Origin of the sequence: Streptomyces aidingensis, assembly GCF_900112355.1 — a bacterium.
GTDB classification, from domain to species: domain Bacteria; phylum Actinomycetota; class Actinomycetes; order Streptomycetales; family Streptomycetaceae; genus Streptomyces; species Streptomyces aidingensis.
Genome location: NZ_FOLM01000015.1, coordinates 1 through 13,970, shown reverse-complemented (window position 1 = coordinate 13,970; position 13,970 = coordinate 1). Strand labels below are relative to the sequence as shown.

The window sequence follows — 13,970 nt, the reverse complement described above, 5'->3', positions numbered from 1 at the left end:
GGCGGACGTGATCAATCGCCCTCGTCGACAGGCCCCGGTGCTTCGTCTCCCGTTGTCGTAGGTGGACAACAGCGTGAGAGGGTCGGCCAGCGGCACACGCCTGTGCTGACGGCGGAAGTGCGAAGCTCCCCGTAGGCGGTCTCCGGGTGTCCCCGCTGGCGGACAGCAGATGTCCCCGCTGATGGACGCGTGATCCTTCTTGGCTGTCTGAATCACCCGACATGTTCTCTTGGCGGGTGTGAAGAGCAAAGAGGAGATCATGGAGATTCTTGAGGCTTACGACCTCACGGGGAGTTACCGTGCGGCGGCCGAGCTGGCCGGAGTGGATCACCACACGGTGAAGCGTTATGTCCTGCTTCGCGGCAAGGGCGATCCGACGAAGCCGAAGCTGCGGCCGAAGATGATCGACGAGTTCATGCCGAAGATCGAGGAGCTCGTCGAGCGGTCCGGCGGGCGGATCGGTGCGGACAAGGTCCACGAGAAGATCACGGCGATGGGCTTCGCGGGCACCGACCGCACGACCCGACGGGCAGTGGCCGCGGCGAAGGCGTCGTATCGGGCCGGGCACCGAAGAGTGTTCCGCCCGTGGATTCCCGAGCCCGGGCTGTGGTTGCAATGGGACTGGGGCGAGGGGCCGAGAATAGCGGGCCGCAGAACGTGGCTGTGGTGTTCGTGGCTGGCCTGGTCCCGGTTCCGGGTGGTGATCCCGGTGCTGGACAAAACACTGCCGACGATCGCGTCGTGCATGGACGCGACGCTGCGGCGGATCGGCGGGGCCCCGACCTACGCGCTCACCGACAACGAGCGCACGGTCACCGCGGACCACATCGCGCGGATCCCGGTGCGCAATCCGCAGATCATCGAGATCGGCCACCACTACGGGCTCACGATCCGCACCTGCGTTCCCGCGGATCCGCAGTCCAAGGGCGGATCGGAGGCGACGGTGAGGATCGCGAAACGGGACCTGGTGCCCACGGATGTGAACCTGCGGGCCGCCTACCGCGACTTCACCGAGCTGGAGGACGCCTGCGCCGCTTTCACCGACGAGGTGAACAGCAAGGTCCACCGCGCGATCCGCCGCCGGCCCGCCGAGGCCCTGGCCGAAGAGGTCCTGCGGCTGCACCGGCTGCCGGACCGGCCCTTCACCGCCGCCCTGGGGACGACGAGGAAGGTCGCGGGTGATGCGACGATCTCGGTCGACTCGGTGCGTTACTCGGTCCCGCACCAGCTGGCCGGACAGACGGTCTGGGCCCGCTTCCACGGCGATGAGCTGGTGGTCACCGCCGTCGGCGAGGGCGGCGCGGTCGAGGCCGCCCGCCACCGCCGGTCCACCCCGGGCAACCCCTCCATCAAGGACGAGCACTACCCGCCCAGGGAAGGCAAGGACGGCGACCGCACCCCGAGGGCGACATCCGCGGGGGAGGCAGCGTTCCTCGCCCTGGGTCCCGGGGCGGCGTCCTGGCTCATCGAAGCGGCGGCGGCCGGGGCCCGCAGGATGCGGCCGAAGATGGCCGAGGCCGTCGCGCTGGCCAAGCTGCACGGCCCGGCGGAGGTTGACCGGGCGCTCGGGACCGCGGCGATCGCCGGCCGGTTCGCGGAGAACGACCTGATCTCCATCCTCGACCACCACATCGGACGCAACCTCGCAGAGCCGACCCGCGCCTCGGAAGACCACAGCCTGCAGCCGGGCACCTCGGCGTGGTCCCGCTTCGGCATCGCCCCCGAAGGAGACGAGCACTAAATGGCCACCCCTCTTCGCACCTTCACCGGCTCCAGCGGCGACCCGCTGGCCGAGGCCATCGATCTGACCCGCCGCCTCAAACTCCCCCACCTGCGGCGGGCCCTGGCCGACCTGATCCCCACCGCCAAGGCCCAAAGGTGGGACCCCGCCGAGGTCGTCCGCGTCCTCCTCGCGGAAGAAGCCGCCGGACGCGACGCCGCGAACCTGCGGACCCGCCGCAAGCGGGCCGGGTTCCCCGCAGGCAAGACCTTCGGCGACTGGGACGAGACGAAATCCTCCATCCCCCGCCAGGTCCAGGACTCCCTCAAGACCCTGGAATGGGTCACCCGCAAGGAGAACCTGTGCGTCTGCGGACCCTCCGGCACCGGCAAGAGCCACTTCACCGAAGCCCTCGGCCAGGCCGCCATCGAAGCCGGCATGACAGTGGCGTGGTTCGCCATCGAGGATCTCGGCGCCCTCGTCCGCCGCCACCGCGTCGACGACTCCCTGGCCCGGGCCATGACCAGACTGATCCGCAGCGACCTCATCATCGTCGACGACATCGGCCTGCTGCCGGTCTCCTCCGACGCCGCTGAGGGCTTCTTCCGCCTGGTCGACGCCGCCTACGAACGACGCGCGATGGCCGTCAGCAGCAACCTCCACCCCTCCGGCTTCGACGAGATCATGCCCAAGACCCTCGCCACCGCGACCGTCGACCGCCTCCTCCACCACGCTCACGTCATCGTGACTCAGGGCGACAGCTTCCGGCTCACCGAAGCCACCTCGGGCAAGGGGGTGAGACCCCTGAACTGACACCCACCCCGAGAAGGATCACGCCGACCAGTGGGGAACTCTGTTGTCCGCCACCGCGTGGTTGCCGCTGTCCGCCACCGGGGCAGACGAGCTTTCCGTTGACACTGTGCGCTCGACGTCAGGTCGTCTTCCTGGATCTCCCGCACGCTGCATGCTCGCCCCCTTGCGATCCCATACGGCCGGTCATGCTCGCCGCTTGACATCTTCGTTAGGAATCGGCACCCAGTCGCTCGCCGCCCTCGTCGGATCGCTGTCCGCTCTTGCCTGTGTCCAGAGTTCGGCGGCCACGCGACCGCGGAGAAGGAGGGCGAGCGCCGAGACTGACGGAGTATCGAGTCCGACCACCCACTCCTCAGCCGTCCCGACCAGGCTTACGGAATCCCACGGCTTCCTGAGTCGGCGTGATACGAGTGCCGCGGCGCTGGACCCGATCAGCCTTTTTCGGGCCGCGGGGCCCTCGGCACCGACCAGCAAGGTGGCAGTAACAGAATTCTCATTGACCGGCTGGGGTGAGGGGACGTCCGGCGTCGGCACGTTCCAGGATGCCTCCGCCTCTTCGGTGCACGGCGCGGCTCCGCTCAGCGCCGCTTCCTCGACCCACCTCTCCGACAGGTGGCGCCAGCGGCTGGCCGCCAGTTCCGCGTTGTCGTCCGGGCTCCCCTGCCACCAACCGGAGGCCAGCAACGCCAGATTGCTCAACCCTCGCACATCGCGGACGAGCACGGCCGGGCTCAGCGCCTTGTCCTGCGCCGCCACGGACAGCAGCCCGGTACCCATCACAGCCACCGGTCCCTTGTCGGTGGCAGCAAGCACGAAGTCGGCCAGGGCATCCGTCGGCGTCCTGTTGAAGAGGACCTTGCCTTTCAGGCCCTTCGCCCGCGTGGCACCGAGCGCGTTGACTAGGCGCTTGCGCAGTGCCTCGTCGTTGGCGCACGACCAGAGGACGTCCACGCCCACCCCACGACTGCGGAGATCCGCGGCGACCTCGATCACCCGTGCGACCTGGTGGTCGTCCAGTTGCGAGATAACGATCAGCGCATGGGTGGTCGCGTCCGCCAGGGCTCTTTCTGCGAGCCGACGGCTGTCACCCGCCAGCAGTGCCGTCTCGACACAGGGCACCGTGACTAGTTCCGCCGCCTGCACGGAGGACCGCCTGACGCGATCGCGCTCCCGCTGCCATTCCTTGATCATTTTATCGAAGCGCTCTTGCGCGGCCGAGCCGGAGGCCAGGCTCTGGTTCTGGTACTCCTGCTCGGTCTCCTCCAGGATCAACGAGGTGAGGTGGCTCCAGTTGACGGGCAACCCCAGCACCGTCGCCTTGTCGAGATCCACTCTTAAGGGCAAGTAGTACCTTCCGGACACCATGCGCGCGTTGCTGTCGATCCGGCGGATCCACTGCTGCTCCTCCGCGTTCCGCGGGAGCAGCCACTCGGTCTCCCCACCGTTGAGGGTCTTCCGGTGCTGTCGCTCCGTGAGCGCGAAGCTCCGCGCTCCACGGTTGGTCTTCCGCCGAACGTCCCGTGCGGTCACCAGATCGAGGTCCGACTGCCGGGCGAGTTGACCCTCCATCAGCTCACGAACGATGTTCTCCTGCCTGCGCTGGACCCGCAAGCTGCTCGGCCGTCGACCGCTGGAGGTGGTTAGCAGCCCCTCGGCGGTCGCTACGTAGCGGATCTCCTGGTCGTTCTGGACCATTGCCACCCAACCTTCGCGGAGCAACGTCACCAAGGCTTCGATCAGTAGCCGGTCGTGCACCTGGAACGCCTTGCGGAGTTCTTGGAAGGTGCGGCCCTCGTCGCCCTGGTCGTCGCAAATGAGCCGCAGCAGCAGCTGCTCCAACCTGCTGTAGGGGCGTCCCACTGCGACGTCGTACGAGACCCGGAAGAGGTCCAGAGGCAAGAGAATGTGGATCACAGGTGTCCCCCTTCGGACTTCATGCCCCGCCCGTGCTGGTGGCACATGCGCTGCGCCTCGATATCCCGAACGCGCTCGTCGAGTCCGGTCAGGTCGGCCGGTACCCGCACCGCCCGGCCCTCGACGAAGAGCTTCTCCAGCTGGTCCACTAGAACGGCCACGTGGCGGAGTTCGTCGTACTGCCGTTCGTCGCGCGGGACGTCCGCCACCTGGGCACGGAAGAAGTCCCACGACCCGACCAGGATCAGCAGGCGTTCGGCACGCGAGATGAGGACGTTCATCCGCGAGGCCGCCTTGAGGAATCCGAGGCCCTGCCCGGGCTGCCTCCTGTTGTTGCGGACCAGGCTCACCGCCACGATCTCCGATTGATTTCCCTGGAACGAGTCGACGGTGAAGACACCGCCCTTGTCGGGGGCACCCGCCGTACCAGCCAGCCCGCCGCTGGCACCGCGAGGATCAGGAGCCAGCACGATCCCGTGACGCAGCAGCTCGGCACGGAACTCCGGCGTACGGAGTCGCCGACCCAGGACCACCACCTGCTGGGCATAGGGCGACAGGACCGCGAGGTTGGCGGGATGCTCCGAGTCACCGCGCAGTGAGCTCAGGAACATCTCAAGTGCTTGGGCCTCCGCCTCGTTGCGGTACTTCGGCTGCGTGGTCTCCGCCGCCCGCGGGTCGACCGCGGCTGCTGGCAGGTCGAGCCACACCACCGCCTTGCCCTTCAGGTCCGCCGGGGCGATCAGGCTGTGGGCGGCCCGATCATGGGTATGATGCTGCAGCTTTCCGCCGTAGTACGTGTGTGAGACAAGATCACCGATATCGGGGTGCATGCGGTACTGTCCGGTGAGCAGACCTTCCTCGGGCTCGTGCGTCGTACACAGCCGGTGCAGTTGTCCGAAGAAAGCCAGCCACCGCGCGCAGTACTTGGTGAAGTACGTCTTCTCGTCCTCAGTCCTCTCGCGCCACCGAGTGAACAGATTCCGATCGACCAAGCCGTCCGCGCCGCCGAGGTCTCGCAGCGCCTGAATGACCTGGTCCAGGTTCGACAGCGCCTTCTGGTAGTCCTCCATGCGGTACGGCGGCAACTGCTGCGCGTCTCCGATCAGCAGCCATCGGTGGCCGAGGTAGAGCGGCAGGGCCAGCTCGAAGCCGTGGGCCTTCCCGGCCTCTTCGACGATCGACCAGTCGTAACTCACTTCACCCGCGAGTCCCGCCAAGTCCCCGTCACTCGCGCTGCTGTAGGTAACGCTGGCACTCCGCCGGACGAGCTCTCTAAATTCATGGGCCTCGGAGGCGTTCTGCGTGTCGAGGTCGCGAAGCATCTCCCTGCAGGCCTCCAACCATTCGGCTGGCACCACCGGCAGCGGCGCTTCCTCTCGCAGCGCCTCCAGCCTCCCGATGGTCTTATCCAGAAGGTCCCGCGCGACGTACCGCACTGACCCGCGCTCGTCCGTCGCCACCACGTTCTGGCGCGGATCCACGGTTCGGCGCAGCCTGATCGACAGCGGGCGGCTCTCCTCAGGGATCCCGTCGAACGCCTCGCTCTCCACCTTAGACCTCAACACGTCCACGGCGGAGTGCGCCTGCGCCGTGATGAGGATCTGCGCCATCGGGTCCTCGGTCAGGATCTCCCGCAGCAGCCACGCAGCCATATGCGTCTTGCCCGTCCCGGGCGGACCCTGCACGGTGTAGATCGGTCGCGTGCCCATGATGGCGCCGATCTGGGCGCGCTTGCTCGCATCGACCTTCCGGGGGTCGGGTGTGGCTGGCAGCGCCCCACTGTCCATGAAGACCTGGCCCGGAGCCGACAGGCTCTCCAACAGGTAAGTGTGGTCCGCCAGACGTTCGATCGCCTTCTTCCGGCGCTGGACCAACTGTAGTTGCCGCCTCAGCCCCCTGGTGCGCAGGATGTATTCCTGCCCCGGACGGGGACCGCCGGCCTCGGAATCGAGCTGTTCGGCAAGACCACCGCCACCCGCCAGGGCTCCAGCGGGCCGAAGCCGGACCGTCTCGTCCAAGACATAGGCCTCGACCAGTTCCCAGTGACCGTTGGTCGGGGAGCCTCCGCGAAGGCCCTCTAGCTCCGGGGAGCACAGCTCAATCTCGTTGCTGCCCCACTTTCCGCTGTACTTATCTCGGAGCAGGAACGCCGCCATGCCGCCGTCGGCCGTAAAGAGTGTCAAGGGCGGGTGTTCCCGGGGGATCTCCTGCACCTCGATCCACTCTACGCTGCCGTCCTCCCGCCGCCGCACCTCCGAGACCTGACACCGGAAGACCTCCGCATCACGGATCAGCAGATCGATCTGATTGGTCAGCCGGATGAACTCGGCCAGATCCTCCTGGTTCTTCTGCCGCTCGCTGGTGTCGTCTGAGGAGGGAATCTTAAGATCCCAGCTTAGCGCGGGCATCTAAACCTGCCGACGCTTTGTAGTGATGAAGGCCAGTTCCCCGGCAGCTATCTCCCTGCTCCGCCGCGGATCGATCTCGAAGTCATCGCGAACGCTCTGACAGAAGGCCTTCTGCCAGCTCTTGATCTTTCCATCGTCGTGCTTGGCGAGCTCGAGGTGCAGAGTCCGGCCTGAAAGCACCATTGTTCCAACGGTCAATCCCGGGGAAAGTACGCCGCCATCGGAGAAGTCGTCGTGCAGAAATCCGATCAGCTTGGTGACGTGGTCCCCATCCATCGAACTGAAGGCGTCACCGGGCTGCAGCCCGAGCGCGGCCCGGAGGCCCTGTGCTTCCAGCGCGTCAACCAGGCGCTGATTCTTAGCGTTGACCACGACGAAGTGCCGTTGATTGGCATCAGCGCTCTCGAGTGGCTCCTCGAGCGAGTCGATGACCTCCCGGATGAGCGCCTGGACCTCGTCACCGCGCCGCAGCCGCTCGGTCGGCTCCTCAGCGATCAGCCGGCCGATAACCTCCTGTTCGAGGGGCGTCAGCTTCCCGCCGCGGGCCGATTGGATCTCGCGCTTTCGCCTCGCACCTCCCACGCCCCGGCCCAGTTGGTCCCGGACGAGCCGGTGGCGCTCCACCGGATCCACGGTGGAGCCTATGTGCTCGATGTCCAGCATGCACCGTGCCACCAGCATGCCGAAGGCGAACCAATCGGCGTCGGGACCGAAGGCCTGGCGGCCGGAAGCCCACTCCGGCGGTGTCTCCCAGCCTCGCCGGGTGCGTGCTGCCGCTGGCGGACGCCCCAGCCGGACGCTCCATTCGAACCCACCGAGCCGCGCCGACTCGGGACCCGCCTCCGGGTCCAGGAACACCGTCTCCGGCGACACGCAGCGGTGCACTACATGTTGCCGGTGAAGCAGGTCCAGACCGGATGCCAGCCGGTCGAGCATCTTCCAGATCGACTGGCGGTCGGAATCACGGCCGGAGAGCCAGGAACAGCCCGGACGGTCGGCGAGCAAGGAGGCCAGCGTCCGATGGCCGTCCGTCTCGAAGACCATCACGAAACAGTGGTGCTCAAGGTCGATGCCCACGTTGTGGAGCTGGAGCAGCGAGCGCTCCGAGCCGGGCGTGCTCCTCACCTGGTACAGGGAGCGCAACTCGGTGTCCCACAGCGCTCGTTGCACCTGATCCGGCCCGCTCTCCGAAAAGTGCCAGGTCTTCATCAGGTACGGCTTCACGTACTCGTCGGTGTCGTTGGCGGTCCAGAGCCTCCCCTCGTCCGAGAACGAGTCCAGCGGCTGGAGGATCTCGTACCGCCCTCCCAATAAGACATCCCCTGGCACGAGTCGCACGCTCGTCTCCTGTCATGTTCGGCATGTCGAGGATGGCCCACCCAAACGCCCTAAACATTCAAGGGAGCCAGTTAATCAACAGAGTTGAGGTGAGGCAGTGATCAAGTCTCACATTATGAAAGATCACCAGATCGAGTAGCAAGTTGATCAAAAGCACCCTGGGCGCACCTCACAGGTTCCGCGCCTGCAGTGGCGCGGACCGCGACCTCGCCCGTGCCAAGTGGCGCAAGCGCTGCAGGAGTCAGGCCAACGGGAACTGCGTCGAGGTCACTGACGACTTCCCCGGCGTCGTCCCCGTCCGCGGCTCCAAGCACCCCCGGCCCCGCCCTGGTCGTGTCTGCCGACGCCTGGCGGGCATTCGTGGGGGACCTCAAGGACTGAGCCCTCAGACACCCGAACCCCGGGCCGCCCTCTCGGCGCCCGGGATTCGCTATGTGCGGCTACAGGTGGGGCGATATCCTCGCGGGCAGCGTGCCGCACGGGCCACCCGCTTCTTCGTCCCCAGGATCACCAGATCCGCGAGCAGACCGACCAGCAGCCCATGGCTTCCGACCACACGAGGTAGCCCCGCCGCTCAGGGCCGAGCAGGTCATCGGGGATCGGCGGGCGCTTCAGCAGATCGGCGTCCGACCAGGCCGACGAGTCGAGGCCCAGCGGACGGACCACTTCCCTGCCGGGCCTCGCCACCGAGAGCCACCGCGCCGCCTGGTAGGCCGCAGCCCTGGCACGGTTGCCCTTGGTGGCTCCGGCGGAGCGGTTACACGACGCATGAGCCCAGCCGAGATAGCCGTCACCGTCGTCATCATGGTCGAGGTCGAGCTGGTCGCCGAGCAGCATGATGCCGCCGCAGCGAACGCAGGGCGTGCCGTACGCCGCCTCCCGCGTCTCCGCGACCAGCCGGCGGTGCTCCGCCCCGTACCGCGCCCGCCGGTGGCGGGGACACCGTTTCGCGGGCCTCCCCCGCAACTGCACGAACGGCGCGCCACAATCCGCACACGTAAGCCTCATCTGTATCCCTCCAAGATCATCTCCCCAGAAAAATTCACCGGGGAGAGAAATGTTCTGACTGCGGGGTCGTTAAGCCTTTGACTTCCTACGGCGGTACCCCACCCCCCTACTCATGCCGGGGTGGGGAGCGAGGTGTCGTCCTCCCGGCGTTGATCAAGCCGCGGAGTTCCTCGTCGTCCTGGGCCTTGGGGCCGAACACGGCGTCGATCTCGTCGAACAGCAGGGTGGGCCGAGAATCGAGGTCGGAGACGGCACGGAAGAGCGCGGCGGGGGTGCAGTTCTCCGTCCTCATGGGGGTCGGCACCAGCGACTCGATCACCTCCAACGCGCGGGTCTTGCCGCTGCCAGGCTCGGGCGAGAGAAAGGCCAGCCGCGGCGCGGAGTCGAAGCAGTCGAGCAGGCGGGTGTGCGCGTCCCACAGAGTCACAGCCACATACGCGTGCTCGGAGGGGAAGGCGTTGAACCGGCGGTGGAACGCCTCCACCTCGTCGAGCAGGGCGGCGCCATCGACCGGTGCGGCCGGCGTCAACTCGGGGGCGTCCTGGACACCCGCCGCCTCGCGATTGAGCTCCGTCGTGGTGCTCTCCCGCAGCGACGGCGGCGGCGCCGAACTCGTCGGCGTCACCTCGGCGGCATGGTCCGCCGTCACCGTGGTGATGAGTGCGTTGAGGTCTCGCGGCTGGGCCCACCCGTCGTTGATGGCGTTGTCGATGGCGTCGTGCTGGTCCGCCTCGGTGCCATCCCGTGTGTAACTCCACCGGGAGATGGCGTCGATCATGACGTGGCGCACACGGTCAGCGGGCAGAAGACCGGGGTCGAGCTGCGAGACGGCAGCACCCAGCGTCGCCAGCTTGAACGTCGCCGTGTTGAGGATCGTGTGTCCGCTCCCGTCGTCGGGACAGTCCCGGACCGTGGCGGCCTCCCGGGCAACGGCTTCCTCGACGTAAGCGATGAGGCGGTCGGCGTGGAGCTCCGAGTTGTCGGGCTGGGCGAAGGAGGTGCTCATGACGCACCTCCCCTCTTGCTGCGGAGGGCCGCCGCGAGGCGCTCCCGAACGTCCTCCGTCACCGTGTGGTTCGCGGTGGAGACGGGTTCGCGGCGCTCCCGGTGTGGCTTGTCGTCGTGGGTCAAGATCAGCGCGAGCCAGCCGGGGGCGAGCATCGGCGGCTTGAGGCCGAGGACGTGGTAGCCCGGCGTCGGGGGTGCCGCGACGAAGCCGCCCTTCTTGTGCGGCTCGGCGGAGGACGCCTTCACGTCGATGCCCGGCAGCATGGCATCCCGCCCGGGGGTATCCCAGGGGTCGACGAACCACAGGTGCAGCCCGCCGCTGCCGGTGCGGATCAGCGTGGTCCTGTCGTATAGGCACGCGGGCGCGGCCTGCGGATCTCCCGAGGCCAGGGTCAGCTCGGCCCAGTTGTCCGGGCCGCTGACGGGCGGATGCTTCACATCGAGGTCGACGACCAGCAGCCCCGAGGGCTTGCACGCGACCCCCACCCAGGCGTCGGGCCAGCGGCGGCCCCACCGGTTGATGGTCGCCTGGTCGGTGGTGGCCTCGTTACCCCAGCCCACGAGGGGCTGTTTCCGGCCGCGGATGAGCTTGAAGGGGAACACGTAGAGGCCGGCGGCGGCCAGGATCGGCGCCCCGCAGGCGAACGGCGACCCCGTCACGTCGTCGGCTGCGAGCAGGGCGCCAGGTATATTGATGGTGGTCGATACCGCTGCCGGAGTGTTGATCACCAAGGAGCCGTTACCCTGCCCGGGGGTGGCGGCTCCGGCGCTGTCATGCCGCACCATGATCACCACCCCTCGCCCGCGCCTCCAGCCACTCCTCCACGTCCTCGATGCGGTATCGGCGGTGGCGCCCCACCCGGAACGACCGCGGGCCGACCCCCCTGTACGTCCACTGGTACAAAGTCGCTTCGGGGATGCCGAGCATCTGGCTCACCTCGGACGGCGACATCAAATTCTTCTTGCTAAGCATGTAGTTCTCCTAAATAGCTACTCAGCGTCTCCGGAAGTATGGCACCATCGCTTGACACCTGCAACCGTGGGAGGGAGACTGCTTGCGTGGATGAAACCAGGAAGCGCAAGCACAGTGGAACTGGCCCCATCGGCAAGCAAGTTGGCGAAAACCTGGCGCACATGCGCAACGCCCGACGTCTGACGACGGAGCGGCTAGCCGAGGGGGTGCGTCAGCTCGGAGTAGAGATGACCGCATCGACGGTCACCAAGATCGAGAAGCAGAGCCGCCGGATCACGGTGGACGAGCTGGTCGCCTTCGCCGCCGTGCTGGACGTGTCACCGGTGTCCCTCATGCTCCCGGCCGGAAGGACAGAGCAGGTCCAGCTCGCCGAAGAGCTGACGGTGCCGTGGGAGCGGGCGTGGCGGTGGGCCCACGGAGAACAGGCTCTCCCGAAGAGCGGGGGCAGCACCGCGGCGGAACGCACGCAGTGGCTCGACTCCAACCGGCCGTACATGTCACCCCTCACGATCAACGAGGTCGAGCGGCTCCTGGAGATCCGCGAGGGCTTCGCGCCGTTCCACGTCGAGATGAACTACGACGGTGAGCGCTGGGGGGAGTCCGTTGTCACGCGGCCGGGAAACAAGAGACGGGGCGAGGACAGTGGCTAAGGTCTGGATCGAGGACCGCTCGGCGCACACCGATTACCGGGCGGCCGTGGCGGCGTGGAAGGCCGCGAAGAAGGGCGGCAGCCGGCGCAACCCGCCTGGTCGTTGGCGCGTCCGGTGGTACGACCCCAGCGGGAGGCCGAAGGCGAAGACGTTCGCGAAGCTGCCGCAGGCCGAGGCCGAAAAGGATGCCATCACGGCGAGACTCGACAAGGGCAGCTACCGAGACCCGCAGTCGGCGAGGGCCGCTGTGAGGGTCGTGGCCGAGGAGTGGTTCGCGTCGTTGCGGAAGCAGGGGCGGACCACGAAGCACGACTACCGCGAGCTGCTCGACAACTACGTGATCCCGCGGTGGGGGGACTGGCAGGTCGGTTCGATCCGCTGGGAGGACGTGTCCGACTGGGTGGACGAGCTGATCGAAAAGCCGGGGATCTCCGGGCGGAAGCTGGGGCCGGCGCGCATCAGGAAGATCTACCACGTGTTCGCCATGGTGATGAAGCGCGCCGTGAAGACGGGCAGGATCGCCGCCATCCCCGCTCACGACCACGATCTGCCGCGTGTCGAGGACGACGACGAGCACGTCTACCTCACCCATGAGCAACTGGAGGCCCTGGCGAACGCCGCGGGCGAGTACCGGCTGCTGCTGCTGGTGCTCGGCTACTACGGCATCCGGTGGTCCGAGGCGTCGGCCATCAAGGTCGGGAGGCTCAACCTGGACACGCGCCGCATACGCATCGTGCAGGGCTACACCGACGTCAAGGGGAAGCTCGAACTCGGGCCCGTGAAGAACCACGAGAAGCGCTCCGTGCCGCTCCCCCGGTCGTTCGCCGAGGAGTTGCGCCCGCTGACCGAGGGCCGCAGCCACGAGGATCTGGTGTTCACCGCGCCGGAGGGCGGCCCGCTGAGGTACAACAACTTCCGCAGCCGGGTGTTCAACAAGGCCGTGAAGGCGGCCGGGCTCGACGGGCTCGGCGTCACCCCGCACAAGCTGAGGCACACCGCGGCGTCGCTGGCGATCGCGGCCGGCGCCGACGTCAAGGTGGTGCAGCTCATGCTCGGCCACAAGGACGCGGCGATGACCTTGAACGTGTACGGTCACTTGTGGCCGGACCGGCTCGACGAGGTCGCCGACGCCCTGGACGTCGGCCGCGTAGCGGCGCTGGACAAGGTGCGAGAGTCGCTCGCCAAGGTCGCCTGAAGGGCGGTGTGTACGGAATGTGTACTGCCCGCCCGGGTGATCCGGACGGGCAGTTGCCTCTGGTCCTCTGACCAGCAGCTTTCCGTGAGCCGCCTAAGGGAATCGAACCCTTGACCTACGCATTACGAGCACCAGCTCACCTGTGCCCCGCAACGCCGCCCTATGCTGCCCAGTCCCATTATCCCTGATCAGCCATCGCGCCCGGTCCAGGCCCGAACAACTCGTGCTGCGCCGTCCAAAGACGTCCGGCCACCCCTCGGCCGCCCCTTGCCCTCCCGCTCAGCCTTTCGGATGCAACGGGGAGGGTTATCGGGGACCTACTAGGACCAGCACGACGCCGTTCTGACCGACCTGCGCTTCAGCCGGTCTGAGGGCGCCTTCGGGCCCGCTGTGAGGGCCGGATGTCTGCAAGCGACAACGCCCTCCACCCATCCGGCACCGACTGCTGGCTGACCATACGTATCCTGGAGGTCGTAGAGCTGGAGGAGGGGGATCGTGAAGCTGGCCGAAGCACTGGCGCTGCGCGCGGACGCGGCCCGGCGGGTGGAGCAGTTGCGCTCACGCATCGTGGGCGCCGCCCGTTACCAGGAGGGTGAGCGCCCGCCGAAGACGCCGCGCAGCTGCTGAGCGAAGCCGGCGAGGTCCTCGACCAGCTGGAGTCGCTCATCCGCCGGATCAACCGGACCAACGCCGCAGTCGAGCTGGCCGAGGGCGGCACGCTCACCGACGCGCTGGCCCGCCGGGACGTCCTGCGGCTGCGCCACTCCGTTCTCACGGCCGCCGCCGACGCCGCCGCCGGGAAAGGGGAACGCGGCTTCGGCCGGCAGATGCGGTCCGAACTGATGATGCTCGCCGCTCTGCCCGTGGCGGACCTGCGGGCGCAGACCGACGACCTCGCCCGTCAGATCCGGGAGATCGACATGCGTATCCAGCGCACCAACTG

The 13,970-nt window shown here is 67.6% G+C and carries 10 protein-coding genes and 3 pseudogenes; 6 read left to right on the top strand and 7 right to left on the bottom strand.

Translation table 11 applies throughout. From position 1 onward, the window contains the following. Positions 1 to 238 precede the first annotated feature (238 nt). Both BM242_RS22915 and istB read left to right on the top strand, forming a co-directional pair. Positions 239 to 1,741 carry a Mu transposase domain-containing protein gene (locus BM242_RS22915; protein ID WP_093840808.1) on the top strand — a complete coding sequence of 501 codons (1,503 nt, stop codon included), beginning with the start codon at positions 239 to 241 and terminating at the stop codon, positions 1,739 to 1,741. Then, complete coding sequence (istB, locus tag BM242_RS22910) at positions 1,742 to 2,533, top strand: IS21-like element helper ATPase IstB (RefSeq protein WP_093840807.1); 792 nt, start codon at positions 1,742 to 1,744, stop codon at positions 2,531 to 2,533. A 183-nt stretch (positions 2,534 to 2,716) separates the two neighbouring features. Here the strand turns inward: istB and BM242_RS22905 are convergent, their stop codons facing one another. Genes BM242_RS22905 through BM242_RS22895 form a run of 3 tightly spaced genes read right to left on the bottom strand, consistent with a single transcriptional unit; the run spans position 2,717 to position 8,193 of the window. Continuing rightward, complete coding sequence (locus BM242_RS22905) at positions 2,717 to 4,447, bottom strand: hypothetical protein (RefSeq protein ID WP_093840806.1); 1,731 nt, start codon at positions 4,445 to 4,447, stop codon at positions 2,717 to 2,719. Next, the gene (locus BM242_RS22900; RefSeq protein ID WP_093840805.1) at positions 4,444 to 6,855 is read right to left on the bottom strand and encodes an AAA domain-containing protein; all 2,412 of its coding nucleotides are present in this window, start codon (positions 6,853 to 6,855) and stop codon (positions 4,444 to 4,446) included. The genes BM242_RS22905 and BM242_RS22900 overlap by 4 nt, the downstream gene beginning before the upstream one ends. Further along, the gene (locus tag BM242_RS22895; RefSeq protein WP_139238408.1) at positions 6,856 to 8,193 is read right to left on the bottom strand and encodes a serine/threonine-protein kinase; all 1,338 of its coding nucleotides are present in this window, start codon (positions 8,191 to 8,193) and stop codon (positions 6,856 to 6,858) included. It abuts the gene before it with no gap. A 143-nt stretch (positions 8,194 to 8,336) separates the two neighbouring features. On the opposite strand from BM242_RS22895, the pseudogene BM242_RS31060 reads away from it, so the two are divergent. Next, positions 8,337 to 8,462 (top strand): annotated as a pseudogene (locus BM242_RS31060) (DUF397 domain-containing protein); the annotation flags it as partial. Positions 8,463 to 8,700: 238 nt separating this feature from the next. On the opposite strand, the gene BM242_RS22885 reads toward BM242_RS31060, so the two are convergent. The 4 genes and pseudogenes from BM242_RS22885 to BM242_RS22870 all read right to left on the bottom strand — a co-directional run bounded on the left by BM242_RS22885 (position 8,701) and on the right by BM242_RS22870 (position 11,182). Then, positions 8,701 to 9,030, bottom strand: coding sequence for a hypothetical protein (locus tag BM242_RS22885; protein ID WP_139238407.1), 330 nt, complete (start codon positions 9,028 to 9,030; stop codon positions 8,701 to 8,703). Between the two features lie 313 nt (positions 9,031 to 9,343). Beyond that, positions 9,344 to 9,730, bottom strand: a pseudogene (locus tag BM242_RS22880) (DUF3631 domain-containing protein); the annotation flags it as partial. A gap of 473 nt (positions 9,731 to 10,203) precedes the next feature. Continuing rightward, positions 10,204 to 10,995 (bottom strand): bifunctional DNA primase/polymerase, encoded by a 792-nt coding sequence (locus tag BM242_RS22875; RefSeq protein ID WP_093840802.1) that lies wholly within the window; start codon positions 10,993 to 10,995, stop codon positions 10,204 to 10,206. Further along, on the bottom strand, positions 10,982 to 11,182 hold the full coding sequence (locus tag BM242_RS22870) for a helix-turn-helix domain-containing protein (protein WP_093840801.1): 201 nt from the start codon (positions 11,180 to 11,182) through the stop codon (positions 10,982 to 10,984). The genes BM242_RS22875 and BM242_RS22870 overlap by 14 nt, the downstream gene beginning before the upstream one ends. A 38-nt stretch (positions 11,183 to 11,220) precedes the next feature. Between BM242_RS22870 and BM242_RS22865 the strand changes: the two genes are divergently transcribed. The 3 genes and pseudogenes from BM242_RS22865 to BM242_RS31055 form a co-directional block, all read left to right on the top strand. After that, positions 11,221 to 11,832: a helix-turn-helix domain-containing protein gene (locus BM242_RS22865; protein ID WP_093840800.1), complete on the top strand. Its 612-nt coding sequence runs from the start codon at positions 11,221 to 11,223 to the stop codon at positions 11,830 to 11,832. Continuing rightward, a complete protein-coding gene (locus tag BM242_RS22860; protein ID WP_093840799.1) occupies positions 11,825 to 13,027 on the top strand; it encodes a tyrosine-type recombinase/integrase in 1,203 nt (400 codons plus the stop codon). The genes BM242_RS22865 and BM242_RS22860 overlap by 8 nt, the downstream gene beginning before the upstream one ends. A gap of 567 nt (positions 13,028 to 13,594) precedes the next feature. Then, positions 13,595 to 13,970: pseudogene (locus BM242_RS31055) on the top strand (DIP1984 family protein); the annotation flags it as partial.

Coding starts and splice junctions, on each gene's coding strand:
- istB (WP_093840807.1), top strand. CDS start 1,742: ATGGCCACCCCTCTTCGCACCTTCACCGGCTCCAGCGGCGACCCGCTG.
- BM242_RS22865 (WP_093840800.1), top strand. CDS start 11,221: ATGGCACCATCGCTTGACACCTGCAACCGTGGGAGGGAGACTGCTTGC.
- BM242_RS22885 (WP_139238407.1), bottom strand. CDS start 9,030: ATGCTGCTCGGCGACCAGCTCGACCTCGACCATGATGACGACGGTGAC.
- BM242_RS22870 (WP_093840801.1), bottom strand. CDS start 11,182: ATGCTTAGCAAGAAGAATTTGATGTCGCCGTCCGAGGTGAGCCAGATG.
- BM242_RS22900 (WP_093840805.1), bottom strand. CDS start 6,855: ATGCCCGCGCTAAGCTGGGATCTTAAGATTCCCTCCTCAGACGACACC.
- BM242_RS22875 (WP_093840802.1), bottom strand. CDS start 10,995: ATGGTGCGGCATGACAGCGCCGGAGCCGCCACCCCCGGGCAGGGTAAC.